At 64.7% G+C, this 26,412-nt stretch carries 31 protein-coding genes; 10 read left to right on the top strand and 21 right to left on the bottom strand.

The features are described from left to right. Positions 1-33 precede the first annotated feature (33 nt). The 4 genes from ACFR99_RS11390 to ACFR99_RS11375 form a co-directional block, all read right to left on the bottom strand. The gene (locus tag ACFR99_RS11390; RefSeq protein WP_390287437.1) at positions 34-1,032 is read right to left on the bottom strand and encodes a DHH family phosphoesterase; all 999 of its coding nucleotides are present in this window, start codon (positions 1,030-1,032) and stop codon (positions 34-36) included. Positions 1,033-1,177: 145 nt separating this feature from the next. Next, positions 1,178-2,176: an ornithine cyclodeaminase family protein gene (locus tag ACFR99_RS11385; protein WP_390287435.1), complete on the bottom strand. Its 999-nt coding sequence runs from the start codon at positions 2,174-2,176 to the stop codon at positions 1,178-1,180. 74 nt (positions 2,177-2,250) lie between these two features. Next, a complete protein-coding gene (locus ACFR99_RS11380; protein WP_390287433.1) occupies positions 2,251-2,466 on the bottom strand; it encodes a DUF8015 family protein in 216 nt (71 codons plus the stop codon). A gap of 296 nt (positions 2,467-2,762) precedes the next feature. After that, positions 2,763-3,188, bottom strand: coding sequence for a DUF3054 domain-containing protein (locus ACFR99_RS11375; RefSeq protein WP_390287431.1), 426 nt, complete (start codon positions 3,186-3,188; stop codon positions 2,763-2,765). Positions 3,189-3,536: 348 nt separating this feature from the next. Here ACFR99_RS11375 and ACFR99_RS11370 point away from each other — a divergent pair, with 348 nt between their 5' ends. Further along, positions 3,537-4,235: a J domain-containing protein gene (locus tag ACFR99_RS11370; RefSeq protein WP_390287429.1), complete on the top strand. Its 699-nt coding sequence runs from the start codon at positions 3,537-3,539 to the stop codon at positions 4,233-4,235. On the opposite strand, the gene ACFR99_RS11365 is transcribed toward ACFR99_RS11370, so the two are convergent. The 13 genes from ACFR99_RS11365 to ACFR99_RS11305 form a co-directional block, all read right to left on the bottom strand. After that, entirely contained in the window at positions 4,236-4,841 is a 606-nt protein-coding gene (locus ACFR99_RS11365) for a toll/interleukin-1 receptor domain-containing protein (protein ID WP_390287427.1), read from the bottom strand. A 58-nt stretch (positions 4,842-4,899) separates the two neighbouring features. Continuing rightward, positions 4,900-5,331, bottom strand: coding sequence for a DUF8159 domain-containing protein (locus ACFR99_RS11360; RefSeq protein WP_390287425.1), 432 nt, complete (start codon positions 5,329-5,331; stop codon positions 4,900-4,902). Between the two features lie 82 nt (positions 5,332-5,413). Continuing rightward, a complete protein-coding gene (gene tpiA, locus ACFR99_RS11355) occupies positions 5,414-6,058 on the bottom strand; it encodes a triose-phosphate isomerase (protein WP_390287423.1) in 645 nt (214 codons plus the stop codon). Positions 6,059-6,128: 70 nt separating this feature from the next. Next, positions 6,129-6,671: a multiprotein bridging factor aMBF1 gene (locus tag ACFR99_RS11350; RefSeq protein ID WP_390287421.1), complete on the bottom strand. Its 543-nt coding sequence runs from the start codon at positions 6,669-6,671 to the stop codon at positions 6,129-6,131. A gap of 87 nt (positions 6,672-6,758) precedes the next feature. Next, entirely contained in the window at positions 6,759-7,373 is a 615-nt protein-coding gene (locus ACFR99_RS11345; RefSeq protein ID WP_390287419.1) for a CDP-alcohol phosphatidyltransferase family protein, read from the bottom strand. After that, positions 7,370-7,924, bottom strand: a complete 555-nt coding sequence (locus ACFR99_RS11340) for an adenylate kinase family protein (RefSeq protein ID WP_390287417.1) — start codon at positions 7,922-7,924, stop codon at positions 7,370-7,372. The genes ACFR99_RS11345 and ACFR99_RS11340 overlap by 4 nt, the downstream gene beginning before the upstream one ends. Beyond that, complete coding sequence (gene hisC, locus ACFR99_RS11335; RefSeq protein WP_390287415.1) at positions 7,921-9,060, bottom strand: histidinol-phosphate transaminase; 1,140 nt, start codon at positions 9,058-9,060, stop codon at positions 7,921-7,923. Before hisC ends, ACFR99_RS11340 begins: the two co-directional genes overlap by 4 nt. 153 nt (positions 9,061-9,213) lie before the next feature. Beyond that, complete coding sequence (locus ACFR99_RS11330) at positions 9,214-9,582, bottom strand: rhodanese-like domain-containing protein (RefSeq protein ID WP_390287413.1); 369 nt, start codon at positions 9,580-9,582, stop codon at positions 9,214-9,216. Between the two features lie 47 nt (positions 9,583-9,629). Next, the gene (gene ligA / locus ACFR99_RS11325) at positions 9,630-11,387 is read right to left on the bottom strand and encodes an ATP-dependent DNA ligase LigA (protein ID WP_390287411.1); all 1,758 of its coding nucleotides are present in this window, start codon (positions 11,385-11,387) and stop codon (positions 9,630-9,632) included. A 153-nt stretch (positions 11,388-11,540) separates the two neighbouring features. Then, entirely contained in the window at positions 11,541-11,852 is a 312-nt protein-coding gene (locus ACFR99_RS11320; protein WP_390287409.1) for a HalOD1 output domain-containing protein, read from the bottom strand. 83 nt (positions 11,853-11,935) lie between these two features. Continuing rightward, the gene (locus ACFR99_RS11315) at positions 11,936-12,595 is read right to left on the bottom strand and encodes a helix-turn-helix domain-containing protein (protein WP_390287407.1); all 660 of its coding nucleotides are present in this window, start codon (positions 12,593-12,595) and stop codon (positions 11,936-11,938) included. Positions 12,596-12,772: 177 nt separating this feature from the next. After that, entirely contained in the window at positions 12,773-13,474 is a 702-nt protein-coding gene (locus ACFR99_RS11310) for a cupredoxin domain-containing protein (protein WP_390287405.1), read from the bottom strand. Positions 13,475-13,599: 125 nt separating this feature from the next. Next, complete coding sequence (locus ACFR99_RS11305) at positions 13,600-14,229, bottom strand: class I SAM-dependent methyltransferase (protein ID WP_390287403.1); 630 nt, start codon at positions 14,227-14,229, stop codon at positions 13,600-13,602. 128 nt (positions 14,230-14,357) lie between these two features. On the opposite strand from ACFR99_RS11305, the gene ACFR99_RS11300 reads away from it, so the two are divergent. Together ACFR99_RS11300 and ACFR99_RS11295 are read left to right on the top strand one after the other, a co-directional pair. After that, complete coding sequence (locus tag ACFR99_RS11300) at positions 14,358-15,518, top strand: methionine adenosyltransferase (protein ID WP_390287401.1); 1,161 nt, start codon at positions 14,358-14,360, stop codon at positions 15,516-15,518. A 33-nt stretch (positions 15,519-15,551) separates the two neighbouring features. Then, on the top strand, positions 15,552-16,208 hold the full coding sequence (locus tag ACFR99_RS11295) for a proteasome subunit beta (protein WP_390287399.1): 657 nt from the start codon (positions 15,552-15,554) through the stop codon (positions 16,206-16,208). Positions 16,209-16,296: 88 nt separating this feature from the next. Here ACFR99_RS11295 and ACFR99_RS11290 read toward each other — a convergent pair whose 3' ends face one another. Next, entirely contained in the window at positions 16,297-16,608 is a 312-nt protein-coding gene (locus ACFR99_RS11290) for an MTH1187 family thiamine-binding protein (protein WP_390287397.1), read from the bottom strand. A gap of 153 nt (positions 16,609-16,761) precedes the next feature. Here ACFR99_RS11290 and ACFR99_RS11285 point away from each other — a divergent pair, with 153 nt between their 5' ends. Both ACFR99_RS11285 and ACFR99_RS11280 read left to right on the top strand, forming a co-directional pair. Next, positions 16,762-17,493: a ZIP family metal transporter gene (locus tag ACFR99_RS11285; RefSeq protein WP_390287395.1), complete on the top strand. Its 732-nt coding sequence runs from the start codon at positions 16,762-16,764 to the stop codon at positions 17,491-17,493. Positions 17,494-17,578: 85 nt separating this feature from the next. Beyond that, on the top strand, positions 17,579-19,132 hold the full coding sequence (locus tag ACFR99_RS11280) for a glutamate-cysteine ligase family protein (protein ID WP_390287393.1): 1,554 nt from the start codon (positions 17,579-17,581) through the stop codon (positions 19,130-19,132). A 35-nt stretch (positions 19,133-19,167) separates the two neighbouring features. Here the strand turns inward: ACFR99_RS11280 and ACFR99_RS11275 are convergent, their stop codons facing one another. Then, a complete protein-coding gene (locus ACFR99_RS11275) occupies positions 19,168-20,562 on the bottom strand; it encodes an FAD-binding oxidoreductase (RefSeq protein WP_390287391.1) in 1,395 nt (464 codons plus the stop codon). Positions 20,563-20,900: 338 nt separating this feature from the next. On the opposite strand from ACFR99_RS11275, the gene cofD reads away from it, so the two are divergent. Both cofD and ACFR99_RS11265 read left to right on the top strand, forming a co-directional pair. Next, on the top strand, positions 20,901-21,899 hold the full coding sequence (gene cofD, locus ACFR99_RS11270; RefSeq protein WP_390287389.1) for a 2-phospho-L-lactate transferase: 999 nt from the start codon (positions 20,901-20,903) through the stop codon (positions 21,897-21,899). After that, the gene (locus tag ACFR99_RS11265) at positions 21,892-22,653 is read left to right on the top strand and encodes a beta/alpha barrel domain-containing protein (RefSeq protein ID WP_390287387.1); all 762 of its coding nucleotides are present in this window, start codon (positions 21,892-21,894) and stop codon (positions 22,651-22,653) included. Before cofD ends, ACFR99_RS11265 begins: the two co-directional genes overlap by 8 nt. Positions 22,654-22,677: 24 nt before the next feature. On the opposite strand, the gene ACFR99_RS11260 is transcribed toward ACFR99_RS11265, so the two are convergent. Then, positions 22,678-22,926 (bottom strand): hypothetical protein, encoded by a 249-nt coding sequence (locus ACFR99_RS11260; protein WP_390287385.1) that lies wholly within the window; start codon positions 22,924-22,926, stop codon positions 22,678-22,680. A gap of 111 nt (positions 22,927-23,037) precedes the next feature. Here ACFR99_RS11260 and ACFR99_RS11255 point away from each other — a divergent pair, with 111 nt between their 5' ends. From ACFR99_RS11255 to ACFR99_RS11245, 3 genes are all read left to right on the top strand, one after another. Continuing rightward, positions 23,038-24,270: an HD domain-containing protein gene (locus ACFR99_RS11255; RefSeq protein ID WP_390287383.1), complete on the top strand. Its 1,233-nt coding sequence runs from the start codon at positions 23,038-23,040 to the stop codon at positions 24,268-24,270. Between the two features lie 80 nt (positions 24,271-24,350). After that, the gene (locus tag ACFR99_RS11250; RefSeq protein ID WP_390287381.1) at positions 24,351-24,560 is read left to right on the top strand and encodes a hypothetical protein; all 210 of its coding nucleotides are present in this window, start codon (positions 24,351-24,353) and stop codon (positions 24,558-24,560) included. A gap of 77 nt (positions 24,561-24,637) precedes the next feature. Further along, complete coding sequence (locus ACFR99_RS11245) at positions 24,638-25,657, top strand: amidohydrolase family protein (protein ID WP_390287379.1); 1,020 nt, start codon at positions 24,638-24,640, stop codon at positions 25,655-25,657. A gap of 87 nt (positions 25,658-25,744) precedes the next feature. Here the strand turns inward: ACFR99_RS11245 and ACFR99_RS11240 are convergent, their stop codons facing one another. Continuing rightward, complete coding sequence (locus ACFR99_RS11240) at positions 25,745-26,284, bottom strand: gamma carbonic anhydrase family protein (protein WP_390287377.1); 540 nt, start codon at positions 26,282-26,284, stop codon at positions 25,745-25,747. Positions 26,285-26,412: the final 128 nt, after the last annotated feature.

The raw sequence follows: 26,412 nt of genomic DNA, 5'->3' as shown, positions 1-26,412 counted from the left end.
ACACTGTCGGGCGTCCCTGTTTGACCGCCCATCTCATTCGTCGAGATGTAATGAATCGAAAAACCGTCGAGTGAGTCGATCCCCGATGAACGCGAGGAGTTCGTCGGTGTCGTCACCTTCGTCGGCGAACAGTCCGAGTTCGATCCGGCCGCCGGCCATGTCGTGATGGCCGCCGACCGATCCCAGTTCGTTGAAGCCGTCCTGGAGCGTCTTCCCAAGGTTGACTCGTGGATCGATCGAGCGGCCGCTCAGACGGATCGCATCGTCGACGACGCCGTAGACGAGCACCGTGTCCACGCCCTCGAGGTTGAGCAGGTAGTCAGCCGCCTGCGGCAGCGCGTCGGTTTCGCCGGTCGTACCCACGCTCGCGACGAGCGCCGACCCCCGTCGTTCGCGGCTGGTGATCGCCCGGCCGATCGCGTCGAGGGTGCCCGGCGAGAACGTGCTCCCGTACAGTTGTTCGAGGGTCTCGAGGTCCGCGTCGGGGTAGACTGCCAGTGCGGCCTCGTACTCGCGTCGCGTCGGCTCCCGGACGAAGTCGAGACGCTCGCGGTGGAGTGCAAAGAGCAGCGCCGACGCGAGGCGCTCGGTGGGGTCGACCTCGAGCTCGCGGAGATACTCGACGAAGATCGTCGCTGTCGCGCCGTACTCGGTTCGCACGTCGACGAACGTTGCGTTGGCCGGCTCGCCGGGATGGTGATCGATGACGATATCTGGGACGATACTCGTCGGAACTTCGGTGTTTGCACCCGGTGTGCTGTGATCGACGAAGCTCAAACAGTCGTACTCCTCGAGGCTGGTCTTCGCGAGCGTCTGGAGATTGATATCAAGCAGGTTGACGAACGCACGGTTTTGCTGGTGGGAGATCTCCCCGCCGTAGGCGATCATCACGTCCGTGACGTCGTGATCGTGGGCGATCGTTTCGAGTGCGAGCGCACCGGCGAGACAGTCCGGATCCGGATTGTCGTGACAGACGATCGCCAGCGAGTCGGTCGCCTCGAGCACGGACACGAGTTCGGCCGCACGAGACATATCCATAATACGCCGACGAGACGCTTGAAACCCGCGTCGGTCGTGGACAATCGTGAGTCTCCGCCTCGCTATAGTGTCAAAAACGATTTGCACTGATCGAACGACGACTGTGTGATCCAGTGTGTAATGATTTTCAGTGGGTACTCTAGTTCCCCGTCAGTGCCTCGCTCGCCGGCGCGAACTCGATTTCGGTTCCGAGTCCGGCCTCGAGCGCGCGGTCATAGAGCAGGGACGCCGCGGCGACCGTCTCGATGCCGGTGCCGCCGCTGTCGAAGACCGTGATCTCGTCGTCGCTCGTCCGCCCAGGGGCGGTCCCGGCGACGACCTCGCCCAGCTCCGCGTGGACGTGTTCCTCCGTGATGGCTCCCTCTTCGAGCGCGTGGATGAACGAGCCGGCATCGAGCGTCGCTCGCTCGCGGAGGTCGGGGACGTACGTCGCCCGTTCGACGGTCGTCGTATCGAGTTCGCGCTTGTCCGGCGAGTACTGGCCCATCGCGGTGACGTGCGTGCCGGGCTCGAGGTCGTCACCGTCGAACACCGGTTCGCTGGCGGTCGTCGCCGTGATCACGACGTCCGCGCCGGCGACGGCGGCCGAACTCGAGTCGACCGCGCGGACCGACGGCTCGAGCGCCTCGTCGAACTCGGCGGCGAACGCCTCGCGGTTCTCGGGTGTCGGCGAGTAGACGCGGACCTCGTCGAACGGCCGGACTGTCGTGGTCGCGCGCAGTTGGCCACGGGCTTGCGCGCCGGTGCCGATAACGGCGAGGGTCTCGGCGTCAGTGCGCGCGAGTTCGTCGACTGCGACGGCACCGGCTGCGCCGGTCTTGAACGGGTTCATGCTCGCACCGTCGAGCAAGGCGAGCGGCGCGCCGCTGTCGGCGTCGAACAGCGGCGTCATAAACCAGGCGTCGCCAGCACTGAAGCCGGCGCTGTACATGTAGCCGCCCATCACGCCCGTCTCGGGGAGTACGGCGGCATAGCTGGTGAACATCCCTTCGGGATCGCTCCGGAGGAGTTTCGACCGCGGCTGTGCCGGTGCACCCGTACCACGCTGGCGATATCCCTCGCGGACGGCGTCAACGTACTCGGCTGGCGTCGCGAGGTCGGCAACGTCGGCGCTGGTCAGAAACAGGGTGTCTGTCATACCAGAGTAGAGGACACGAATTCAGGAAAAGGAACCGGCCGCAGAGAGCAAAGAGAGAAGAAACGTGACTGGAGTTAGTCCGCGTTGAGTGGCGGACGCGCAGAGTTGGCCTCGTCGGAGACGTCTGCCGGCGTGTTGACGAACATCGCGTGTCCGATGATCGACATCGCGACGATCGAACCGATCGGAACCGCCGCCGTCAGCGAGACGCCAACGACGGTCAGGGCTGCGGTGATTCCGAGCAGTGCGACTGGGATGAGGCCGAGAACAATGTCGTAGTATCCAGTCATAATCTATTCTATACTATGGGGAATAGCCATATAAGTGTTTCCCATAATTAGCTCATGATTGACTGCTACCTGATTCACATTCTACGAATCGGCTACTCATAACTTATGAGAATGTTTTATCCGTTTTGAAAAATGTCATGTCAGACATCGATAAACCAATGTAAGAAATAGAGATTCACAGATCCCAACGTTCTCGTCTGCTTCCGTGGAAAATCTCGGCTTCCACTACTCTGTATTGGATATTAGAAAGATCGATCAGCTGTTATGAACGCGAGGTCGACCGACCCTCGAGCAACTTACCTTGATCGTGACACGTACAGAGTGTAGCCGAGCCGCCAGCCGAGCAAGGCGACGAGGACGGTACCGGTGATGACGATCGGAAACGGCCAGGTCGTTCCGCCGTCGAACAGCGGCGAGCCACGAATCATGAGCCCGACGTTCGCTGCCGCGATCCATGCGACGGCCGTCAACCGTATGTCGGTGATCCCGCCACGACGGTCACGCGTGTAGACGCCCGCGAGCAATGCAACGGTGAGCCAGCCGATCACGAACGGAACGGCCGTCGTGAGCGATGCCACTGGTTCGGCGATCGGATTCCCACCGTGTTCGATGTTTCCGAGGAGGACTAACCCGACGACCACGATGAGGTCGACGACGCCGACGATGACCCGTTCACGGTCGAGCGTGTCTTTCTGGGACCCGGTCTGAACTGCCGTATCCATACGACAACGTGCGCGCTGCGGACCTATTGGTGTCCCGGTTCGAAGTGGTGGAAAACGACCTGACAGGAGTGGTGGCCCTCGGCGAGCGCCGGTCGCCGAGTGCCGCCCACCGGATAGCGCGTCTTCGTGCGAGGTCTCCCTCGCACACCCGACAGTCGATGGGCGACTACTTTGTTAGCAGTACCGTTCAGCCGCCGCCGTCGCGCCGTCCGACGCAGCCACGCAGTAATCACGTATTACGATCGTCGAGCACACGGTCGGATCACGATCGTTCGGGTCCACAACGGGTCCGATTTCGTGACTATCTGCAAAAGAACTAATATAGGTCGACGCCGAATCGCCGTCGTGATGGCTGTGGTCGGCGACAAACGAGTCGGCTGTGACGGCTGTGGCCGAACAGTTGCGCTCGAGGAACTGACGACAGTGACGATGCCCGACGGCCAGCAGGTCGCCTGCTGCCCGGACTGTGAGCCTCACGCCAGAGCAGCCGCACAGAAGGGCGGCTCGCTCGATCAGCGCCGAGACACCTGCGACGGCTGTACCGGGACCTTCCTCGTGGCCGAGCTCAAGGACGTGGTCCTCGACGACGGCACCGTCGTGACCTGTTGTCCATCGTGTGCGACCGAGGCACCGACGAGCGGCAGTGACGACTCGTCAGCTCCCGATACGGACGATACTACTGCTGTAGCCGATACCAGTCCGACGACCGAATCCGAGCACACCGACGAGAAACGCTATCGCTGTACGCAGTGTCACGAACAGGTTACTGAGGAGCCGTTCCGCGTGACGACGATCGACGAGCGCACCGAGCGGCTGTGTGCTGACTGCAAGGCGGCCGCCGAGGACCGCGGCATCGTCGCGGCCGTCGACATGCGAAAGACCAGAGCGCGCGAGATCCTCGGCGTCGAGCCGGACGTGAGCGACGACGAACTCCGGGACGTGTATCACGACCAGATCAAGCGCGCTCATCCTGACCGCAAAAGCGGCAGCAAATCCGCGTTTCAGCTCGTCACGGAGGCCTACGAGCGACTTCGTACCGACGAGTGATCACACCTCTTTGCGACCCCTGAAACCGATCGTCGCCGGGTTGAAGCAGTACGTCGATCCACACGCCGCACACGACGCTGTCAGATGTTTGCCGTGCGTATAGAGTTTCCAGAGCTTGGTCTGTCCTTGCTCGAGCTCGAGCGTGACCGGGTGACCACAGTCCGGGACCGTACACGGGAACCGAATGTACCAGTTCGGGACTGACAGCGCTCCAAGCGGCGCAAGCTCGCTTCGCAGCCGGGAGAGCAAGTTGAAAATCGTCACCGTGAGATCCGATCGATCGATCGTCACGCCCTCGACATCACCGACGTAGCCGCGACGACTCACTCCTTCGTCGCGCAGCGGCAAGACGGGAATGCCCTTGGCAACCGCGTATCCGATCTCCTGATCGATCCACGTGGTGTCGGCCATGTCTTCAGTCAGCACTGCAACGACAACATCGCTGTTGGCAACGCGGCCTTCGAGTTGCTTCCGAGAGCGGACGGATTCGAGTTCCTCGAGTGCGATGTGGACGCCGAAGGGGAAGTTCTTGACCGTCGAGAACAGGTCTTGGACGAGTGTGAGATCGCTCGGGGCGTGAGAAACGTACACCTGCTCGCCGGTCATGTGAATGTCTACGATAAGCAGTTGGCCGAACCATTATTAAACTACGTCAGACTCGCATTTATCTACTGTCGTATTCCGGGCGGTAATTTTTGATCGTCGAGAGGACCTGTTGGGAAAACTCGAGTTGGGAGAGTTCCGATTCCAGTTGCTCGAACCACTCGCGTTCGACGTACCACCAGCCGCGGACGTCGCCGTCGGTCGTCAGCGACGTCACCTCCAGCCGGCCCGGCATCCACGAGCGTTCGTCGCCGATCGTCAGCAGTGTCCGCAGCACTGCGCCGACTTCGTCGCGCGTGATCCTGGGCGTCTCGGCGACGACTTCGTACTCGAGTTCGATCCCGGCGCCGTCTTCGGGCGGATCGGCCTCGTCCTTCCACGCGAACGACGTCAGGTAGATGCCGTGGCTCATCAGGCGGTTCTCGAGGGTCACGGCTACAGGTCGCTCCCCCGCTGTCGGGTCGTGCTCGGCGTCGGCCCCATCATCGGTCATAGTCCGTTCTTCGACCGAGAGGAAGAAAAGTCGGTCGGCGACACGTGTGTCGTGCCGCCGTCGGAGCCGGAAGCGATCCGATCTAAAGTGGTGCCACGAGGTCTTCGAGCGCGGCTGTCGGATCGTCAGCCTTCGCGACGCCGCTTGCCAGCAACACGCCTTCGGACCCGAGGTCGCCCGCGGCGACGACGTCGTCGCCCGTACTGATGCCTGCCCCACAGAGGACCGAGACGTCGGCGTCGACGCTCGCTGCGGCGTCGACGGCGTCCTCGACGACGTCGGGATCGGCCTGACTGACCGGCGTCCCGGTGCCGATGAGTTCCGGGGGCTCGACGGCGACGGCGTCCGGTCCGAGCGCCGCGGCCGCGCCGATCTGGGCCGGGTTGTTCGCACAGACGACCGTCTCGAGGTCGGCCCGCTCGGCCGCCTGGACGGCACCGTCGATGTCCGCTAGTTTCAGTCGCCGCTCGGAGTGGTTGATCAGCGTGCCGACCGCACCCGCGTCGGCGACGTGTTCGGCGAGGGTGTGGCCGGTGTTGCTGCCATGCTCGATCGGATCGACGTGCTGGGCCCATGTCTCCGCGCCCGTCTCGGCGACGCGCTCGATATGGGTCGCTGGCGGCGCGACGGCCAGACGGGCATCGGTGGTTTCGTTGACGTCGCGGACGGCTTCCGCCACTGCGACCGGATCACACGGATAGGTCTTCAGGTTGACCAAGACGAACATATCGGCAACCGCACCCGCACGGAAGAAATAGCTTGCGAGTCAGCGACGCGGGTTCCGAGGATATTCCGCGTCAGTCTTTGCGTTTGACGACGTCGCCGAGGGTGTAACTTCCCGTCGAAGAGCCGCCGGACCACTCCGAATCCTCGCCGGAACTTCCCTGCGCGCTCAGGTTGATCTCGAGGAAGTTCTCGAGTTTGGACTGGACGCGGTCGCTCGGGAGGGTGTCACCGCGTTCGATCTTACGGATGAGGCTTGCTTTCTCATTGAGTTCGTTTGCCAGCTCGGACTGGCTCAGTCCCTTGCTCTCGCGGGCGTTGCGGACGCGATCGTCGTAATCGGTCGCGAGCTCGTCCATGTCGTCGAACATATCCGAGCGACGCTGGCTCGAGCCACCGGAACTCGCGGAACTCGCGCTCGATGTCGACTGGCCACCCCCGCCCGATGCGGACGAACTCGAGTCGGTCGAGTACTTGGTCGACGTGCTCGAACTCGAGGTCTGTTTGACTTCAGTGCCGAAGTCCGTGCAGTTCGAACACACGTCTAGCTTCGCACCCTCGACTTTGATCGTCTTCGGGGACGACGTCTCGGCCCCACACATCTCGCACTGAACCATACCCAGTTCTATATCGTGCCGAGGGATAAAGTATACGGCGTCGTTCTATGTCGGAAGACAGCCGAGTTAACGGCCGGAAACGGGTATTTATTCGAGGGCTATCCAGGCGTAGTAAAAGCGCTGGAGCGCGGTCAGGTGGCCGACGACCGCGAGGAAGACCAACAGCAGGCCGACGAGTGTCACGTCGCCGATGACTGGTCCCGAGAGTGGATAGGCCAGAAAGCCGACGAGTCCGATGATCGCTAACCGGTCTGCACGACCCACCAGCCCACCGTAGACCCGATCGAGCCCGACGGCCTGAGCCTGCGTGCCCAGATACGAGGTCATCACCACGCCGGTCACGGCGGCAAAGCCGAGCAGGTAGTTTTCGAGGCCCGCGGCCAGCCCGGCGATGACGACGATGTCCGCATACCGGTCGAGGACGTGATCCAGCAGGTCGCCGCCGGCCGAGGCAACCTCTTGTTCGCGCGCGAGCGCGCCGTCGACGATGTCGAGCCAGCCATTCAGGAAGACGAGCGCCGCCGCGACGGCGTACCAGACGGGATCCTCGAGACCGCCGAGTGCGAACGCACCGGCGGCCAGAATCGCCATCCCGAACGCGAGCACGCTCACCCCGTTGGGCGTCATCCCGACGCGGTCGAACCCCTTCACGAACGGATCGAGGGCACCCGAGACGTACGGGCGGAACTTGTCGAGCGTCATGTGAGATACCCCATGAAGTCGACCTCGCCGGCACTTGGCTCGCGCTCGCCCGCCGCGACCGCCGCGAGGTCGTCCGCGACGGCCTCGGGATCACGGTCGGTCGTATCGATCTCGTATACCGACTCGAGACCGTGTTCCTCGACGGCCTCCGAGAGGATTACGTCCAGCGCCTCGCTTTCGGCGTTCTCTGCCGCCTTCGCGTCGGTCTCGCCGCGCTCGCGCAGCCGCTCCTCGAGCGTCTCGGGGTGACACCGGAGCACGACGATTCGGTCGGCGTCGAAGTGATGGGCGAGATGGGATTCGATCACGACGTCGTCGCGGCCGTCGAGCCACTCCGCGAGCGCCTCGAGGTCGGCGATCTTGCTGTCGCGATCCGCGTCGACCTCGGTGTAGAGTCCTTCGTCCTCGAGCACCTGATTGAGATGGATCACGTCGAGAGCCGGCGTCGCTTCTCCTTCGTCGTCGCTCTCCGAGTTGGCCAGCCGGGACTCGAGCAACTCCGTCGCGGTCGTCTTGCCGGTCCCGGGGGTGCCAGTGACGGCGACCCTCACGGATCGGCCACCTCCGCGTCGGGATCGTCGACTACGTCCACGTCGAGGTCTTCGAGCACGTCGTTGAGCGTCGTGACCGCGCGTTCGGTCTCGTCTTCGGTGCCACAGGTGATACGGATACACGCCGGGAGGCCGAAACTCGAGCAGTCCCGAACGATGACGCCCCGCTGTTGCATCTCGGTGGCGACGGCCGAGGCGTCGCCGACGTCGACGAGGACGAAGTTCCCTTCGCTCTCCCAGACGTGCGCATCGATGTTTTCGTGCATATACGCGCGCGACTCGCGGGTCGTCTCGACGGTGCGGACGACGTGTTCCTCGTCGTCGATGGCCGCGAGACCTGCCCGACAGGCGAGTTCGCTCGCCGCGAAGGGCGTGTTCACGCGGGTATAGGCGTCGGCCCACTCGTGAGGGACGACGGCGTAGCCGAGCCGGACGCCGGCCAGCCCGTAGGCCTTCGAGAACGTGCGCAGTACCGCAACGTCGTCACGTGCTTCGAATCCGTTGTGGCCCTCGATGAGCGCGATGGCACTCTCCCGGTCGGCGAACTCGCCGTAGGCCTCGTCGACGACAATCAGGGTTTCCTCGTCGGTTTCGTCGGCGAGTCGTTCGATCTCTGCGAGTGGCATCGTCGAGCCGGTTGGGTTGTGCGGGCTCGTCAGCCAGATCACGCGCTCGCCGTCGTAGGCCTCGAGGACGGTGTCGGCATCCTGTGTGAAGTCGTCGGCTCGCGAGAGGCCGTACTCGCGAACGTCGCCGTGGTGGAACCGGGAACTCATCCCGTAGTAGGCGAAGCCGGGCGTCGGGACGAGCACGTCGTCGCCGGGCTCGAGGGCCGCTCGGTGGAGGTAATCGATCGCGCCGTCGCCGCCGTTTGCCAGCCAGACTTGTTCGTCGGCGACGTTCCAGCGGCCGGCGATGGCGGTCGTGAGGTCGGCGTGGGCGGCTTTGGGGTAGGAACTCACGTTCGAGGCCGTCTCCCGAATGGCCACGGCGGCGGCCGGCGAGGGCCCGTGTGGGTTCTCGTTCGAGGCGAGTTTGATGAACTCCGAGGGGTCGCGCCCGAGTTCGCGGGCGACCTCCTCGATGCCTCGACCCGCCTCGTATGCGACGTGATCGGACAGGTCGCGCGGTTGCATACGCGAATCCAGTTTCCCGTGGCTCTTAAGGATGCTCACATATAGTCAGTCGTTCGACCCTGACTGTCCGCGCTGCTGTGGCATGTCGTGGGGCAGCGTGTGCCGGTTTGTGGGCGTAGTAACTTGTGTCGTGGTATTTTTATGACGCAGTTCTTACGTAAGTTTCCACAGCAACGACCGGAGCTTGTACCCCAGCGAGCCGTTCTGATAGCCAGTCCACCCGCTCATGCCCCCCAGAAGCGTCGCCGCGTCGTACCCCTCATCGGAGAGCAGGCTCGTCGCCCGTTTGGCAACCATGCCTTGTTTACACACCACGACCACGTCCTCGTCAGTGGGGAGGTCATCGAGTCGGTCGTACAGTGCGGCCTCGTCGCCTTGCCGAAGCTCCTGATAGACGGGTACGTTGTGGCTGCCCTCGATCGCGTTCGATTGAAAATCCGATCGCGGGCGAATGTCCATGATAAACGGTTCGTCTCCCGACTCGAGACGTGCATCGAGTTCTGCTGGGCGGATGGTGCTCATCACCGTAATATTGTACTCAGTGAACAAAACCGTGGTGCTTCAGACGCTCACTGGCCCTGCAAGCGCTCCAAGCGCTCGAGCGAGTCCGCATCGGCCGGGTCCTTGTCGGGCCGAACGCCCAGGAACCGCGGGAACCGAAGCGCATAGCCCGACGAGTACGTCGGTGAGGTCTGGATCTCCTCGTAACCGACCTCGAAGACGACCGCGGGCTCGATGTCGACGTCCTGGCCGTCTTCGGCGGCGATATGGGGCTCGAGCAACTCCGTCAGTTCCGACAACTTCTCGTCGGTGATGCCGGTCGCGACCTTGCCGACTGTCGCTAAGTCGTCACCCGCACGAACGGCGAGTTCGAAGGTCCCGAGGAAGGTCGCACGCCGGCCTTCCCCCCATTCGGCACCGGTCACGACGCAATCGAGCGTCTCCACGTCCGGTTTGCGCTTGCGCCAGTGTTTGCCGCGGCGGCCCGGCGAGTACGTCGACGCCGGATTCTTGAGCATGATTCCCTCGTGGCCCGCCTCGAGCGCGTCGGCGTCGATCGACTCGATCTCGTCCGGATCGTCGGTCAGCCAGAGCAGGGAGAGCCCCTCGACGTCCGCGTCGGCGGCGGTGCCGTCGCCGCCAGTGTGGTCCGCGGTGTCGGACCCACCTAACACCGATCGGAGTCTGGCGTGCCGTGTTGTCAACGGTTCCTCGAGCAAGTCCTCGCCATCAGCATGCAGGCAATCGAAGAAGACCGGCCGCACCGTGACGTCCTCGCGGGCCTTCGCAACGTCGTGTTTGCGGCGGAATCGCTTGAGCACCTCCTGAAACGGCAGCGGCGACCCGTCCGCGTCGATCGCGACGACCTCTCCGTCGAGGATCGCGGGTTCCTCGAGCGTGTCCGCGGCGAACTCGACGACTTCCGGCAAGGCGTCGGTGACCTCCTCCATGTTTCGCGAGAAAACGCGCGTGTCCGCCGGTCCAGACCCGGCGGGGTTGTAGTGCAGTTGAATCCGCGCCCCGTCGTACTTCCACTCGACGCCGGCCTCGTCCCACTCCTCGAGCGCGTCAGTGACGGTGCCCGCCTGTGCCAGCATCGCCTGCACGGGCCGCCCGATCTCGAGTTCCATCGCGTCCAGTCCCTCGAGCCCCTCGTCGCGGGCGACTCGAGCAACCCGTCCGTAGTCGTTCGATACTTGCAGCGCGCGTTCGACCCGATCCTGGGGTACGTCGAACGCCTCGGCGATGGCATCGCGGACGGTCCCCTCGCCGACGCCGATGCGCATCTCCGAGAGGACGATGCGGGCGAGGTAGCGCGCCTCCTCGCTCGAGCAGCGGTTGAACAGCCCGAAGAGCAGGTCGACCTTGCGATCCTGGCTTCCCGAGCCCTCGGCGTGGGCGAGGTCCTCGAGCGTCTCGTAGACCTCACGGACGGTGAGGTCGTCACCGCCACCGCCAGCGCCGCCGCTGATGAACGCACTCAGCCCCTGCTGGCCGCCGAAGTCGTAGCTCGCCGCCACCTCACCGATCTCGCCGACGTCGGCGAGTCGGTCCTCCACGTCGTCGGCACCCACGTTCGTCCCCGCGGCGCGGGCGATCGCCTCGTAACACGTACTCGGCCCGATATCGAGCGTCGTCGAGTCCCAGGCCGGAAACACTCGGCCCTGGGCAAAGCGGGCGACGATCTCGAGGGTCTGTGGCTCGGCCCCGCCGCAAGCGTCGTCGCCGGCGTCGGCGAGCAGCTCCCGAACGTGGGCGACGATCTCGAGGTCGGCAGGTTCGGCGTCGATCGTCCCGGCGCGGTCGGCGAACGTGGCGAACTCCATCGCCGGTGTGTATCGCCGGGGGGTGTAAAACGGTTCTGAGACGGGCCCGATCCGTGCGCAGGGACTCGAGACGTGAGTCAAAGCGGAAGGGGCCGAAGTCGAAAAGAGGAGGGCCGAAGCGATCGACTAGGGACAGTTGCGACCGAAGGAGACTTACTGACTCGAGACGGTGACCTCGCCTTCGGCGGTTACGGTCACTTCGTAGCCGTCGTGGGTGAACGTCACGGACCCGGTTCGTGTGTCACCGCTGTACGTCGGACTGAACAGGGCATTGAGCGCGTCGGGATCGATCGTCTCGAAAAGCGGGGTGAGGACGCCGACGGTTTGCAGGTCAGCACTTGCGTCCGAATCGGACGTCACACCCGCGGCTTCTCGTAACGCCGCAATGACGGCATCACTAAGTGGCTCGTCGTCAGCCGCGGTGTAGGTGAGCGAGTCCTGACAGACGTCGGCATCTGCGTGCATCGATCGATTTTGTCTCGTGGCCATCAGTATACTACTATAGACGACTATTGATTGGTGGCTTCCCGGGTTTACTCATCAACGGTTTAAGTATTCGTGTCGTTCGCGATCGTACTCCGGACGAGCGCCTTCTGACCGCGCCGAATGAGCGCCGAGAGCGCTTGGCTCGAGATTTCGAACTCTTCGGCCAACTCTTCTGCCGAGATTTCACGCGGGACCTCGAAGTAGCCCCGTTCCAGCGCACGATGTAACACGTCTCGTTGGCGGCTGGTGAGGTCGTATTTGGCCGACGCTTCCGCGTCAGTTCGATAGAGGCGGTGAAGCGTAAACGGGAGGTCGCGCTCGTCGCATCGATCACGGTAGCTCGAGAGCGCCTCGCGGCTTGGCACCTGCGCGCGGTACTCCATCGTCGTCCCCGTCGCTTTGATCTCGAGAAACGTGATCCCGAGTTCGATCGCGTCGATATACGTTAGGCCACGTTCGCCCTCCGACGAGAGCGTGATACGAAAGAGCCGTCGCTCGGACAGCGTCGCGAGCGTCTCGAAGTCCGCAATGGACGGATCGTGTGGAAGTTCTCGGAAGAATCGATCGAGTTCATTCTCCTGGCCACGAGCCCAGATCGTCAACCGCGAGTCGCTTTTCAGCGCCGGCTGCTCGTCTTCGACTTCGACGGTGACCTCGGGAACTGTTTCCCGGGTCTCGTACAGGATCGGATTCGAGAGCGTATATTCCGCAATGAAGCTCATTCGAATCGCCCGTCGGGAATTCTGGCAGTTCGTTCAGCACCGTCAGGTGGACACAGTGGCAGTCCATCGACCGCTGTCGATCTCGCCTCGCCGGTGTGCGTTCGAGCTCGCATCCAGTCCGGCATGTAGGATCGCGGAGAAAACATACCTTTTTGTTACGGCGCAGACACCTTCGTGTCAGTGTTCGTCGCCGTCCTCGAGCAACGTTCGGGTTCGGTCGTTGAACCCCTCGAGTTCGTGTCTCGCGGCGTCTGGGAGCCGGTCCGCAGGTGATCGAAGGGCGGGCTGGTCGTCCGGGTCGAGGTCCGGCCAGCCGACGATGACGCGACCGACCATGCCCGTCGATTCGTGTGTTCGGTGATGGCCGTAGGGTCCCTGTCCACGCTCCGGGCCGTGGCCGTGTTCGACGACCGTACAGACGTAGTCGTAAATCCCCGCCGCCTCGAAAGATCGTTCGAAGGTCTCTCCCGCAGTCCGGTACAGGTCACTCGCCCAGGGACGCACTCCGCCCGGTATCCGTCGCTCGGCCGCTGACGGGAGGAGGTCTGCGTTGTCCGGATGGTAGGCGACCGTGTCGTGTGCGCCGCTCTCGAGGGTCCACGTTACCGTCCCGCCCGTCTCGACGTGAACGACGTGTGGAACGAAGTGGTGAGCATCGTCGGCCGATTCCATCGCCACGTCGACGTGGGGCTCCGGATGGCCGAGGTCGTGATCGGTGTCGTGGCCGTGATCACCGTTCGAGCCGGCGTCGTCCTCGCTGCTCCCGTCGTCGGTAGCGCCGGTGGGTTGGAAGTTACCACCATCGAGACACCCCGCGAGGCCGGCCGCGATCGCTCCGACGGCGAGTACGCGTCGCCGGGTGGGCGTCGTGTCGGCCATCAGCGTTCTACCTCCCGTGACATACTATCCGGTTCGCCCAGAGTCCTCATAAAGGCATAGCTCGCTTCTGACCCGTGGGAGCTCACAAACACGAGAGTCGAACCCCCGGTCACGGCGATCGGCCGCTACCGGGTCGCTTTGATCCCGACGAACGAGCCGTCGCCGTACCCCTTCTCGACCGGTTCGGGACCGTCGATCTCGTCGAGCCAGCGATAGATCGTCTGGACGAACTCGAAGTCGGTGAAGCCAGCCGCCTCGAGTGCGTCGACGAGTTCGTCGGTCGAGACGAACGTCGCGTCACGATAGAACGGGTTCTGCGCTTTTTTCTCCTGATATTGCTGGCCGACGGGACTGTCCTTGTCGATATAGCCGATCACGAGACTGCCCGACGGCCTGAGGATGCGGTCGGCTTCGGCGAGCGTTTGCGGGATGTCGTCGACGAAACAGATCGTCGTTACGATCAACGCGGTGTCGAAACTTCCGTCTCGGAAGGGGAGTGATTCGGCGACTCCCCTGACCACGTCGATCCCCCGTGCTTGGGCGCGCTCGAGCATCGCCGCGGCGGGATCGATGCCGACGTCGAGCTCGAGGGGTGCAGCAAAGCGTGCGCTGCCGACGCCGATCTCGATTCCGCGGCCGGTCGCCGGGACGAGCCGCTCGAGTGCGTCGAGCTCGGATCGATAGGCGTCGTCGTGGGCGTCGAACCAGTCTTCGTACCGGTCGGTGTGTTCCTCGAATGGGGCTGTTTTGGGCATACCTGCACGTAGGCTACGTGGTACTACCAATATTGGGGCCGGGAACCGCTTCTGACGAGCGGAGAACAGACCCTCGGCTAAGTCTGGTGCCACCGTGACTTATGCTCACAGCTAGCGTGGTTCTGTCTATGGCCGACTCTGCGGTGACCGTTCACCACCTCGAGCATGATCCCGTCACGTCACGAGCGACGGAATTCGTCGAACGGAAGGGACTGGGTCATCCGGATTCGATCTGCGATGGGATCGCCGAAGCGATTTCGCGACGCCTGTCGCAGTACTATCTCGAGGAGTTCGGGCGGGTGCTCCATCACAACACCGACAGCGTCCAGCTCGTCGCCGGGACGACCGAGCCAGCGTTTGGCGGCGGCGAGATCCTCGATCCGATCACCGTCTTTCTCGGCGGACAGGCGACCAAAACCGTCGATGGGCGACGTGTACCGATCGACGACCTCGCGGTCGACGCCGCACGAGACTACGTCGACGCGAACTTCGACGAACTGCCCGCCGACGCGGTCGAGTTCGACCCACGTCTCGGCGAAACGTCCGCCGATCTGCAGGCGCTGTTCGACGAGCAGGCGGCCCCGCGAGCGAACGACACCAGTATCGGCGTCGGCTACGCGCCGCTGTCCGACACGGAGCGTATCGTCCGCGGGCTCGAGGCGGCGATCCGCGAGGAGGGTCCGGCGGTCGGCGAGGACGTCAAGGTGCTGGGCTGGCGCACGGACGACGGTCTTCGTCTCACTGTCGCCGCGGCCGTCGTCTCTCGGTACGTCGCGACCGTCGAGGAGTACGTCGACGTCGTCGCGCAGGTCGAGGACCTGGCCACCCGGTACGCGAGCGACCGCACGGAGCGCGACGTCCACGTCGACGTCAACGCCGCTGACGATGTCGACGCCGAGACCGTCTACCTCACCGAAACCGGCCTCTCCGCCGAGATGGGCGACGACGGGAACGTCGGGCGTGGCAACCGCGCCAACGGGCTCATCACGCCCCACCGGTCGATGAGCCTTGAGGCAACGGCCGGCAAGAATCCGGTTAGCCACGTCGGCAAGCTCTACAACCTCGTCGCGACGAACGCCGCAGAACGGATCAATCAGCAACTCGATGCCGAGTACACCGGGGTGAAACTCCTCTCCCAGATCGGCGCGCCGGTGACGGAACCCCAGGCTATCGACGTGGAGACGGCAGCACGTGACGACGAGGAGATCCGACGGCTCGTGACCGCCGAACTCGAGGACGTCGACTCGCTCTCCCGCGACATCGTGGCCGGCGACGTGCAACTGTTTTAGTGCTGGTCGATGTCGGTTCCGTGAGGTGTCACAGTGACGGCACGCCGACTGCGAACCAGTCGATCACGGGACGGCGACCTCCTGACTGACGGTGGCTCCGAGGTAACCGGGACGCTCGTGGGGCTCGCGACGCGAGACGGTGTCCTCCTGGCGGCTGACACGCGCACGAGTCAGGACACCGTGGTCCGCAGCGAGCGCGTCCGAAAGCTCGCGCAGGTCCACCCGACCGCCGCGATGGGATCGACCGACCATCTCGGCACTGCACAGTCGTTCGTCCGAACGGTCCGGCTCGAGGCCGACCGCTACGAGGCCGAACGTGGCGAGCCGATGACGCTGCCAGAACTGAGTGCGGTTGCGGCCGAGAAGCTCCGATCGGCGTCCGAAGCGGGGACGTTCGTCCTCGGCGGCGTCGACGACGACGGGTCACACGTCTTCTGCCTGCGCCCGGACGGCGGGGTTCTCGAGGACGAGGCCGTCGCAATCGGGAGCGGACGAGAGATCGCCACGGGCGTCCTCGAAGCCGGCGCGACGGACTCGCTGACGATGGCCGAGGCACGACGGGTCGCCGGCCGTGCCCTCGCGAGCGGTGCCGAGCGCGACACGCTGACCGGTATTGGCGTTTGCGTCGCCGAGATCACGGCCGCTGGTGTCGAGACGGGCGACTACGAGTCGGTCGACGAACTCCTGTAAGGGCACCCATACGGACCACTGTCAGTCAGTTCCGGCACACCCGCATGACGATTGCGGGTGCGCCGGTACCCAGTGACAGCAGACCGTATCAGTCGCGTCGCCTAGCCTCCCGGCCGAGCCGTCGTTCGACGGCGTCGACCTTGTCGCTGGCGCGTTGCTCGACTGTCCGTTTGTCGTCGACTTTCAGCGTCGTGATCACCCGGGCTTCGTCGACGGCCGCGTGTGCTGCCGCTGCGGCGTCGAACAACTCGTTCGCATCGTCGGCTTCGACGACCGTCCCCATCGGATTGGTTTCGTACGCGACATCGAATGCCTCGAGCGCGTCGATCGCCTTCGCGATCTCTTCGGACAGACTCCCCTCCCGAACGGGCGTGACGTTGAGCTCACCGATCGCGGTCATATCTGACGGTACGTTGTCAGCCGATATAATGACGCAGCCTGCTCGAACGAGTGCTTGTCGCAGGCCTGCCCGTGACACCCCAGTATCCCTATGTATCTGCTCGGTGTCGATCGTCCTACCGACGATGAACGATCAGGGGAGCGGAGGTCGGCCATGGTAGCGGTTTCAGGAGAGTTCTACTGGATCGCGGGGTTCGCCATCGTTGCAGCGCTCGTCAACAGCGCAGGAATCATCGCCATCTTCCGTTATCGAGCGTGGGCGGAGCGCTACCTCACGTATTTCATGTGTTTTGCCGCAGGGGTCCTCCTCTCGACGCCGCTGTTGCTCGCGCTACCGAACGCGATCGCGAACAACCCGAACGCGGGATTCAGTGCTCTGGGTGGGTTCCTGTTCATGTTTTTCTCCAACAAACTGATCACGTATCGCACTCAGCAGGAGAGCCTCGCGTTCGGGGTGACGGCAGCGGAAGGCATCGGCATTCACTCGCTGGTCGACGGCGTCGTATATACTGTCACGTTCAGCGTGTCCCTCCTGACTGGCATCCTGGCTGGCACCGGGTTGGTCGTCCACGAGTTCGCCGAAGGAGTCATCACCTATCTCGTCTTGCTGAAAGGGAACGTGACGGAACGGACGGCGGCTGTGTACGCGTTTTTCATCGCCACGCTGACGACACCGATCGGCGCGTTCGTCGCGTATCCGCTGGTCACCAGGCTGGGACAGCGCCATCTGGGGCTCATGCTCGGCTTCGTCTCTGGTGTGTTGCTTTACGTCTCCGCGTCTCACCTGCTCCCCGAGGCGAGCGCACACGAGCAGAAACACTCGACCGTCACCCTCATGGCTGGCGTCGGTCTGGCGCTGTTTATCGTGTTCTCGCGGACGGTGTAAGACGTTCGAAGCCGGCGTTGGTCCTCGAACCGGTCGTCGCCTCGAGAGACGTGCTTTCAAGTCAATCGCGCGCGCACTCGGAGCTATGCCAGAGGAGGAACTCGCCGCACGGGTCGCGGACGTGCTGGCGGTCGACGCTGCTGACTTCCGCCAGCAGGCTGAGGCGGACGCCGAGGTGATCAAAGACGCCGTCGAGGAGGGGGTCTTCGACAACCCGCAGGCGATCGTCGGCCTCGAGTACGAGTTCTACGCGATCAAGGCCGACGACTGTACGCTGCGGCGGGTCCCACGCCGGCTGCTCGAGTTGATTGGCTTCGAGAAGGAACTGGGCTTACACAACGCAGAGATGACGACCAGCCCACAGCCACTGAACGCGCCCGGACTCGCGGCCCAGGAGTCGGAGGTCAAAGCGCGCCTGCAGACGGCACTGGACGTGACCCAGTCCGAGCGGATGCGGCTGGTCAGCGACGGGCTGTGGACGATCCCACCCGAAGGCGAGGCGGCGGACACGTACCTCACTGACAGCGTCGAGCGGACGGCAACCACGCCGGAAGGGGACGACCGCTCGATGCGCATCGCGACGAACATGAGCGACTCCGCCCGGTATCACGCGATGGCCAACACCGATCAGGCAGACTCCGCGGGAATGCGTATCGAGGCACCGCACGTCTCGTTACAGGCCGATACCGTGATGCCCGAGAGCCTCATCACGTCGATTCAGCCCCACTACCAGGTGGCTCACGCTCCCGACCTGCCCGAGTACTTCAACTACGCGCTGCGGGTCGCGGGCCCGCTGCTCGCGCTGGGGGTCAACTCGCCGTTTTTCCCCGCTGACCTCTACGACGAGGACGCGACCGCAGACGAGGTCCTTCGAGACGGCTGGATGGAACACCGCATCAGCGTCTTCGAGACCGTGCTCAACGATCCCACGACGGGCGAGGGGAAGGTCCGGTTCCCCCACGATCTCGAGAGCGTCGACGAGGCGATCGACCGAATCGTCGAGGACGACACGATCGTTCCCATGCCGGTCGAGCCCGGCGAGCGATTCGACGATCAGTTCCCCCACTTCCGGCGCAAACACGGTACCTACTGGCGGTGGGTCCGCCCGGTCTTCGGCGGGCCGACGCGCTCGGCTGCCAACGCTCGCATCGAGTTCCGGCCGATCCCGGCCCAGCCGACGGTCCGCGATTCGGTGGCCTTTCTCGCCGCCTTCGCCGGGCTGATGGAGAGTCTCACCCGACTCGAGCACCCCGTCGTCGAACTCGACTGGCAGCTCGCTCGCGAGAACTTCTACGGGGCGATGACCGACGGCCTCGAGGCCGAGCTGACCTGGATCACGAACGACGGCCGAGAGATCACCGACGGCCTCGAACTCTACGAGGACCTGCTGGCTCACGCCGAGGACGGGCTGGTCAACCGCGGGCTGAGCGAGGAAGACGCCGCCAAGTACCTCTACCCGCTCCGGCGGCGAGTTCGCCAGAAAGTGACGCCGGCCAGCTGGAAGCGCGAGCAGGTGCGGGCAGCCCTCGAGGACGGTGCCGACCTCGCCGAGGCGATCGCGCGGATGCAACAGCGCTACGTCAGCCGGCAGTCGGAGACGTTGCTCGAGGGAAGTTTCGCGGACTGGATCGGCGACTAGCGGTTCGTGAGCGGTGGATCGGCAAAAAAGCGTTATCAGGCCGGTTCGACGTTCTGGTTCATCCGGAACAGGTTCTCCGGATCGTACGTGGCCTTGACCTCGGCCAGCCGTTGCTGGTTCGTCCCGTAGGCGAGGTCTTCTTCGCCCTCGTCCTCACTGATGAAGTTCATGTAGACGCCGCCGGTCCCGTATGGGGCCATCGCGTCGAAGAACTCCCGAGACCAGGCGATGCACCTGTCGTCCATCGCGGGGTCCTCCCAGCGCGTGTGGACGTTCATCGCGTATTCGGCGTCCCGGTGTGGGTACGCCGTCGCGTCTGCGGGCACGCGGCCCATTTCGCCGCCGATCTGTGCGAAGAAGATCTCGGACAGCGGGCTCGGGAGCTCCGCTGCGTACTCGACTGCGGTATCGATGGCGTCGTCGGAGAGTTCGCTGAAGTTATGCGATTTCCAGTAGTTCCGGGCACCCTCGGTGAGCAGCGGATCGAACGCTTGCTGGAACGCCGCGTACTGGTGTGGACCGACCGCGTCGGCGATCGGGTCGCCGTACTCCCGGAGCGGGGCCAGGACTTCTTCACCCTCGTCCATGTCACCAGCGTAGAACATCACGACGAGGACGACACCGACGCCGTGGACGTCCTCGGGAAGGAACGGCAGGGGCGGTGCCTTTCGGAGAACGACCCAGACGGCGGACTCGTCCGGTGCATCCTCGTTGAAGTCCCGGACGTGTCGGATGACGTCTCGCGCATCTTCGCCCGCATAGACGATCGGCCCCGACAGTATCTCGGGGCCGACCTCGTGGAGGTCGAATTCGAAGGAGGTGACCACGCCGAAGTTGCCACCGCCGCCGCGGACTCCCCAGAAGAGATCCGGGTTTTCCTCTTCGCTTGCGCGACGCAGTTCGCCGTCTGCGGTGACGATATCGACGGAGCGCAGGTTGTCCACCGTCAGTCCGTCCCTGCGAGTCAGCCAGCCGAACCCGCCGCCGAGTGTCAGTCCCGCGACCCCCGTCGTCGAGTTGATTCCAAGCGGCGTCGCCAGCCCGAACGCCTGTGCCTCGTGGTCGAAGTCGCCGAGGGTCGCCCCCGGTTCGACTCGAGCCGTCTGCTCCTCCGGGTCGACGCGAACCGACCGCATCGCCGAAAGGTCGAGCATCAGGCCGTCGTCACAGACCGCGTTCCCCGCGATGTTGTGTCCGGCACCGCGGACCGCGAGTACCATGTCCTGCTCGCGGGCGAAGTTCACCGCCGCGATCACATCCGAGACACCCATCGCTCGAGCGATGAGTGCTGGCCGTCGGTCGATCATTCCGTTCCAGATCGCTCGCGTTTCGTCGTAGTTCGGATCCTCGGGGCGGAGCAATTCGCCGTGAAGCCCCTCGCCGAATCCGTCTATTGCACCGTCGTCTACGGGTGTGGTTACTACTGCCATTGTCACTCAATATTCGTACGCTTTCCCTGGGGATATAGTTGTACATTATCAATAATTAAGATAGGTCCGGTGTCGAGAGAGACCCGAACAGGGGCGCATCGGGCTATGGCTCGAGAACGTGGTTCCACCCGCCAGCCGTCGGACGCGAGCGCCAGGCGAGCGTCGCCTGGGAGCGTCACTTCTCGGCCCGGATCGATCGACCGTCACGTAGCGAACTCGTGACAACAACGACGACCGCGTCAGCGCCACAGCCCTCCGCTCGAGCACGCCCGTTGTCACCATCCGCCGTTCCAATGCGGCCGAAAGCGATTAAGTAGCCTCGCTCGAGAAGTGCGCGTATGGTAACTTTCCTCTCCGGGGGCACCGGAACGCCGAAGCTGTTAGACGGCGCTGCCGCCGCGTTCTCGCCGGAGGAGACCACGGTCGTCGCCAACACGGGCGACGACATCGAGCTCGGCGGGCTCTTCGTCTCGCCGGACGTCGATACGCTGCTGTTTCAAGGCGGTGGAATCCTCGACCGTGAGACGTGGTGGGGAATCGAGGACGATACGCACCGAACCAACTCGGCGCTGGCCGACATCGCGTCGGCCGCGGGACTTCCCGAGGGGCCACAGTATCTCCCCGAGGAGAAACAGACCGAGGGACGGCAACTCGCGAACTGGCGGCGCTTCTCCGGGATCGCGGAGTTCATGACGATCGGCGACCGCGACCGGGCTGTCCACATCACGCGCACGAGTCTCCTCGATGAGGGTAAGACGCTGAGCGAGGCGACCCAGCGGCTGGCCGACGCGTTCGGCGTAACGATCGACCTGCTCCCGATGAGTGACGATCCCGTCGCCAGCCTCGTTCACACTGACGAGGGGATGATGCACTTCCAGGAATACTGGGTCGCTCACCGCGGCGCGCCGACCGTCGAAACCGTCGAATTCCGCGGCTCGTCGGACGCCGAACCCGCGCCGGGCGTCCTCGAGGCACTCGACGACACCGTCGTCATCGGCCCTTCGAATCCCGTCACCAGCATCGGGCCGATGCTCGCGTTGCCGGGCGTCGCCGACGCGCTCGCCGAGACGACGGTCGTTGCCGTGTCGCCGTTCCTCGGCGACGACGCCTTCTCCGGGCCTGCGGGCGATCTCATGGCCGCGGTCGATGCAGAGCCGAGCACCGAGGGGCTGGCCTCCGTGTACCCGTTCGTCGACGCCTTCGTGATCGACGAGGACGACGCCGCGTTCGACCGGCCGACGATCCGGACGGACATCCGGATCGACGACAGCGAGGACGCCGCGCGTGTGGCTCGAGCCGTCGCCGACGCGATCGAGCGCGTTCGCTCACATGACTGAGTCCGTCTCGTTTACCCCGCCGCTCGCGCTCGCCAGCCTCAGCGGCGAGGCCGACGCCGACTGGGCGCGGGCCGGCGCTGACTACGCTGGCGCGGCGTTCCTCGGCGGTATCGCCCTCGATGCCGACGCGAGAGCGGCCGCACGCGACCTCGTTGCCCGTGATCGCTCCGAGTTCCTGCCCGATGATCCACTCGCCTTCATCGACCGCCAGCTTGCAGCCCTCGAAGACGTCCCCATCCAGCCCGCGTTCAACGTCCGGAGCGCGACCGTCGACCCGATCGCCGACGCCGCCCGCGTCTGTCAGGATCGGGACGCCTACCTCGAAATAAATGCCCACTGTCGACAGGACGAACTCTGTGCGGTTGGCTGTGGCGAGACGCTCCTGAAAGACGGCGACCGCCTCGTGGCGTACGTCGGCCGGGCGGCCGACACCGGTGCGATCGTCGGCGTGAAGGTCCGCGCCGAAGTTCCCGGCGTCGACCTGCCGGCGCTGGCTCGCGACCTCGAGCGCGCGGGGGCCGACTTCGTCCACGTCGACGCGATGGACACCGAGTCGATCATCGCGGACGTGGTCGGCGCGACCGACCTGTTCGTGATCGCCAACAACGGCGTCCGTGACGACGCGACCGTCCGCGAGTACGTCGAGTACGGTGCCGACGCGGTCAGCGTCGGTCGGCCCAGCGACAACCCCGTAGTGCTCGAGCGCGTTTGCGCGGCCGTCGACCGCCGGTTCGGACTCGAGGCAGGCCGATAGCGAGCTGGCCGGGTGCAGCCCCGACTACGACGACTCGATCGTCGAGACCGTGTGGATCTCGTCGTACCGGACGCTTCCGTCGTCGAGGGGCTGGCCGTCAAGCTCGAGATATCCGGGCTCGAAACCGGTCACGTCTCCGGTGACGGCCGTCATCTGACCGGCCGTCCGCTCCTCGCTGCGGACCTCGACGGTGTCGCCGATGTCGACGTGCTCCTGGACGAGCGATTTGGTTCGTTTCGTGTCGGCGTCGGGAGGGACAGTCAGATTGGTCATTGGCTGTCGAAACGAAGCAGGACCACACCAGTAGTAATTGAGCCGGTATTCGCAACGCGAGGGGTGTCGCTCGGACGACCGTTTTTGTACGAACCGGCCGAAAGGCGACTAATGAAGATCATCAAGGACAGCGTCCACGACCACATTCAGGTCGACGGCGTCGCCCGGGACCTGCTCGACACGCCCGAAGTACAGCGGCTTCGGAACGTGAGCCAGCTCGGGACCGTCTCGCTCGTGTATCCCTCTGCCAACCACACCCGCTTCGAGCACAGTCTCGGCGTCTACCACCTCGCCTGCGAGGCCCTCGAACATCTCGCCGTTGACGGACGGCAGGCCGAGCGGGTCCACGCCGCCGCCCTGCTTCACGACGTGGGTCACGGCCCCTTCAGTCACAACCTCGAGTCGCTGACCCACCGCCGGACGGGACGGTACCACGACGATGTCCACGACCTGCTCGCGGACGGGACGGTCGGTGAGGTGTTGCGCGACCACGACCTCGAGCCCGACCGGGTCGCCGATCTGGTCGCCGGCGAGGGCCGCTTTGGCCAGCTCGTCTCGGGCGAACTCGACGTCGACCGGATGGATTACTTGGTGCGGGACGCCCACCACACCGGCGTTCCCTACGGCACGATCGACCACGGACGGCTCGTCCGGGAACTGACGTTCGTCGACGGGGAACTCGTCCTCGACGAGGGGAACGTCCAGACGGCCGAGAGCCTGCTGGTCGCTCGAGCGCTGATGAATCCGACGGTCTACAGCCACAGCGTCGCCCGGATCAGCAAGGCGATGCTCCGGCGAGCCGCCGAACGGCTGCTGGACGCACCCGAGATCGACGTCGACGCCGCGACCCTCCAGCGGATGGACGACCCCGATCTGATCGTTGCACTGCGCTCGTGTGAGCGGACGGCGGCGTTCTCGAGGCGGCTGGATCACCGCGACCTGTACAAGCGGGCGGTCTGGGCCGAGCTCGACGACGTGCCGGGTGGGATCATCGACGCCGATCATGGAACGATCCGCGAGTTCGAACGCGAGATCGCCGACCGGGCGGGCGTCGATCGGGCGGCCGTCATCCTCGACGTGCCGAGCCGACCCTCGATGACGGAGTCGACGACGCGCGTGGTAGTCAACGGCGAGGTCCGTCGACTGGGCCAGCAGTCGCCGCTGGTCGCGGCGCTGCGGGCGGCCCAGTACTCCCAGTGGCGTCTCGGCGTGTACTCGCCGCCCGAATTGCGGGATCGGGTCGGTCGGGCTGCTGTCGACGTGCTCGGGCTGGATATCGACGGCGCGCTCGTCAGCGACGTCAGGGACGGACTCGACGCGACGCTGGATCAGTTCGTCGACTGAGACGGTCTGCCGTCACTGGTTACCGGCGCGATCGCAGGACGGCTCGCGGCTTATCCATGGCCGAGAAAGAGAACTGTGCAATGAGTAAATTTGTGGGAAGACTGCTGGTACTCCTCGTCGTCACGACCGCGATCGCCGTCGGACTGGTCGGCTGGGCCAGCGGCCTCGTCCGCATCGACGCCGTCGGTGGACAGGTCGCCGCCGTGATCGTCGGGCTGCTCCTGCTCGTCACCTCGGGGCTAATCGCCGTCCTGTTCGAGCCGATCGAACCCGACGACGAGTCTGCCTGATTTCACCCACGTCGAAGCGGGGGTCGATCGCACCCCAAACCGCCGCCGTTGAAGGCACTCGCCGCCAACGGGCTCGTATGGAACGAACCGGAACCGTGCTCCGCGGCCGCGAGTTCGAGCCCGTCGAGGGGCGGATCATCGTCGACGACGACGGCCGCATCGAGGCCATCGAGGAGACGCCGGTCGAGAGCGACGACATCATCCTCCCGGCGTTCGTCAACGCTCACACCCACATCGGCGACTCGATCGCCAAGGAGGCCGGCGGTGGGCTCTCGCTCGAGGAACTGGTCGCGCCGCCGGACGGGCTGAAACATCGGCTACTCCGGGCGGCCTCCCGCGACGAACTCGTGAGCGCGATGGAGCGCTCGCTAGCGTTCATGCAACAGGCCGGGACGGCCGCCTGTCTGGACTTTCGGGAAGGCGACGTCGAGGGCGTTCGAATGCTCGCAGACGCCGCCGAGGGCCTCGAGATCGACGCGTTGTCGTTCGCTCGTGGCTCGGTCGACGCGATGCATGAAGGCGACGGGTTCGGCGCGAGCGGGGCCAACGACGCGACCTTCGATCAGGAGCGGACGGCGACCCGCGAGGCAGGCAAACCCTTCGGCATCCACGCCGGCGAGGTCGACGAAAGCGATATCAACCCGGCGCTGGACCTCGAGCCGGACTTTCTGGTTCACATGGTCCACCCCGAACCGCTGCATCTCGATCGGCTCGCAGACAGCGAGATTCCAGTCGTCGTCTGTCCGCGCTCGAATCTGGTGACCGACGTCGGACTGTCGCCCTACGAGGAGTTGCACGAGCGGACGACGCTCGCGCTCGGGACGGACAACGTGATGCTCAACTCGCCGTCGATGTTCCGCGAGATGGAGTTTCTCGCGAAGCTGTCCGATCTGCCGGCCGACGAAATCCTCCGGATGGCGACCATCAACGGGGCTGAAATCGCCGATCTCGAGTACGGACTTGTAGCGCCCGGACGGGAGGCCCGGCTGCTAGTGCTCGATGGCGACTCGGACAATCTCGCCGGCGCGCGCGACCCGGTGCGGGCCGTCGTCCGGCGCGCCGGCGTCGACGACGTTCGGGAGGTCGTCTACGGATAGCTCCTCATACGGTCTGCTGTCACGATTTACCGGCGTATCCGCAGGACGGTTCGTGGATACGCCGGAACTGACTGACAGTCGTCCGTATCAGTCGAGCCGTTCCGACGTCTCAGCGTGTTCTCTCGCCAGTTCGACGTACCGGTCGGCGGTCGCCTCGAGATGTGGATCGTCGATCTCCGTCTTCGGTTCGGCTGGCGATCCGGCGACGAGCGTCGACGGTGGGATCTCGGTACCCTCCGTGACGACGCTGCCGGCGGCGACGACCGCGCCCTCGCCGACGTGGGCCCCGTCGAGAACGACGGCGTTCATCCCCACGAGCGCGCGCTCGGCGACGGTCGCGTCGTGGACGATGGCGCTGTGGCCGACCGTCGAGTAGGGTTTCAATTCTGCATCCTCGTGGAGGACGGCGTTGTCCTGGACGTTGGCCCCTTCACCGACGACGATCCGGCCGTGATCGCCGCGGAGCGTGGTGTTCGGCCAGACGCTCGCGTCGGCCTCGATGACGACGTCGCCGATGACGACGGCGGCTTCGTCGACGTACGCGGAGTCGGCAACCTGTGGTTCGGTCCCATCGAACGAACGTAGCATGTGAGACCCTGTCTCGAGAACCGTCTTGAAACTGCCCATCGAGCGCCCGAGCCGTCGTGGTGGATTCTCGACGTGATACAGTTCGATTCCCGCAGCAGGCGATAGTTAGCTGAATCGAGGCGCTAAGCCCTCTTCCTCAGCGAGCGAAGCGAGCAGGGAGGGGATAT

Source organism: Haloarchaeobius amylolyticus, from assembly GCF_042678045.1.
GTDB lineage: Archaea > Halobacteriota > Halobacteria > Halobacteriales > Natrialbaceae > Natrinema > Natrinema amylolyticus_A.
Note: the sequence above shows the minus strand (reverse complement) of the source record. Positions and strands in the feature narration are given on the sequence as shown.

Bases quoted from the DNA above. Each gene is read 5' to 3' on its own strand.
- ACFR99_RS11390 (WP_390287437.1), bottom strand. From the start codon at position 1,032: ATGTCTCGTGCGGCCGAACTCGTGTCCGTGCTCGAGGCGACCGACTCG.
- ACFR99_RS11385 (WP_390287435.1), bottom strand. From the start codon at position 2,176: ATGACAGACACCCTGTTTCTGACCAGCGCCGACGTTGCCGACCTCGCG.
- ACFR99_RS11380 (WP_390287433.1), bottom strand. From the start codon at position 2,466: ATGACTGGATACTACGACATTGTTCTCGGCCTCATCCCAGTCGCACTG.
- ACFR99_RS11375 (WP_390287431.1), bottom strand. From the start codon at position 3,188: ATGGATACGGCAGTTCAGACCGGGTCCCAGAAAGACACGCTCGACCGT.
- ACFR99_RS11370 (WP_390287429.1), top strand. From the start codon at position 3,537: ATGGCTGTGGTCGGCGACAAACGAGTCGGCTGTGACGGCTGTGGCCGA.
- ACFR99_RS11365 (WP_390287427.1), bottom strand. From the start codon at position 4,841: ATGACCGGCGAGCAGGTGTACGTTTCTCACGCCCCGAGCGATCTCACA.
- ACFR99_RS11360 (WP_390287425.1), bottom strand. From the start codon at position 5,331: ATGACCGATGATGGGGCCGACGCCGAGCACGACCCGACAGCGGGGGAG.
- tpiA (WP_390287423.1), bottom strand. From the start codon at position 6,058: ATGTTCGTCTTGGTCAACCTGAAGACCTATCCGTGTGATCCGGTCGCA.
- ACFR99_RS11350 (WP_390287421.1), bottom strand. From the start codon at position 6,671: ATGGTTCAGTGCGAGATGTGTGGGGCCGAGACGTCGTCCCCGAAGACG.
- ACFR99_RS11345 (WP_390287419.1), bottom strand. From the start codon at position 7,373: ATGACGCTCGACAAGTTCCGCCCGTACGTCTCGGGTGCCCTCGATCCG.
- hisC (WP_390287415.1), bottom strand. From the start codon at position 9,060: ATGCAACCGCGCGACCTGTCCGATCACGTCGCATACGAGGCGGGTCGA.
- ACFR99_RS11330 (WP_390287413.1), bottom strand. From the start codon at position 9,582: ATGAGCACCATCCGCCCAGCAGAACTCGATGCACGTCTCGAGTCGGGA.
- ligA (WP_390287411.1), bottom strand. From the start codon at position 11,387: ATGGAGTTCGCCACGTTCGCCGACCGCGCCGGGACGATCGACGCCGAA.
- ACFR99_RS11320 (WP_390287409.1), bottom strand. From the start codon at position 11,852: ATGCACGCAGATGCCGACGTCTGTCAGGACTCGCTCACCTACACCGCG.
- ACFR99_RS11315 (WP_390287407.1), bottom strand. From the start codon at position 12,595: ATGAGCTTCATTGCGGAATATACGCTCTCGAATCCGATCCTGTACGAG.
- ACFR99_RS11310 (WP_390287405.1), bottom strand. From the start codon at position 13,474: ATGGCCGACACGACGCCCACCCGGCGACGCGTACTCGCCGTCGGAGCG.
- ACFR99_RS11305 (WP_390287403.1), bottom strand. From the start codon at position 14,229: ATGCCCAAAACAGCCCCATTCGAGGAACACACCGACCGGTACGAAGAC.
- ACFR99_RS11300 (WP_390287401.1), top strand. From the start codon at position 14,358: ATGGCCGACTCTGCGGTGACCGTTCACCACCTCGAGCATGATCCCGTC.
- ACFR99_RS11290 (WP_390287397.1), bottom strand. From the start codon at position 16,608: ATGACCGCGATCGGTGAGCTCAACGTCACGCCCGTTCGGGAGGGGAGT.
- ACFR99_RS11285 (WP_390287395.1), top strand. From the start codon at position 16,762: ATGGTAGCGGTTTCAGGAGAGTTCTACTGGATCGCGGGGTTCGCCATC.
- ACFR99_RS11280 (WP_390287393.1), top strand. From the start codon at position 17,579: ATGCCAGAGGAGGAACTCGCCGCACGGGTCGCGGACGTGCTGGCGGTC.
- ACFR99_RS11275 (WP_390287391.1), bottom strand. From the start codon at position 20,562: ATGGCAGTAGTAACCACACCCGTAGACGACGGTGCAATAGACGGATTC.
- cofD (WP_390287389.1), top strand. From the start codon at position 20,901: ATGGTAACTTTCCTCTCCGGGGGCACCGGAACGCCGAAGCTGTTAGAC.
- ACFR99_RS11265 (WP_390287387.1), top strand. From the start codon at position 21,892: ATGACTGAGTCCGTCTCGTTTACCCCGCCGCTCGCGCTCGCCAGCCTC.
- ACFR99_RS11260 (WP_390287385.1), bottom strand. From the start codon at position 22,926: ATGACCAATCTGACTGTCCCTCCCGACGCCGACACGAAACGAACCAAA.
- ACFR99_RS11255 (WP_390287383.1), top strand. From the start codon at position 23,038: ATGAAGATCATCAAGGACAGCGTCCACGACCACATTCAGGTCGACGGC.
- ACFR99_RS11250 (WP_390287381.1), top strand. From the start codon at position 24,351: ATGAGTAAATTTGTGGGAAGACTGCTGGTACTCCTCGTCGTCACGACC.
- ACFR99_RS11245 (WP_390287379.1), top strand. From the start codon at position 24,638: ATGGAACGAACCGGAACCGTGCTCCGCGGCCGCGAGTTCGAGCCCGTC.
- ACFR99_RS11240 (WP_390287377.1), bottom strand. From the start codon at position 26,284: ATGGGCAGTTTCAAGACGGTTCTCGAGACAGGGTCTCACATGCTACGT.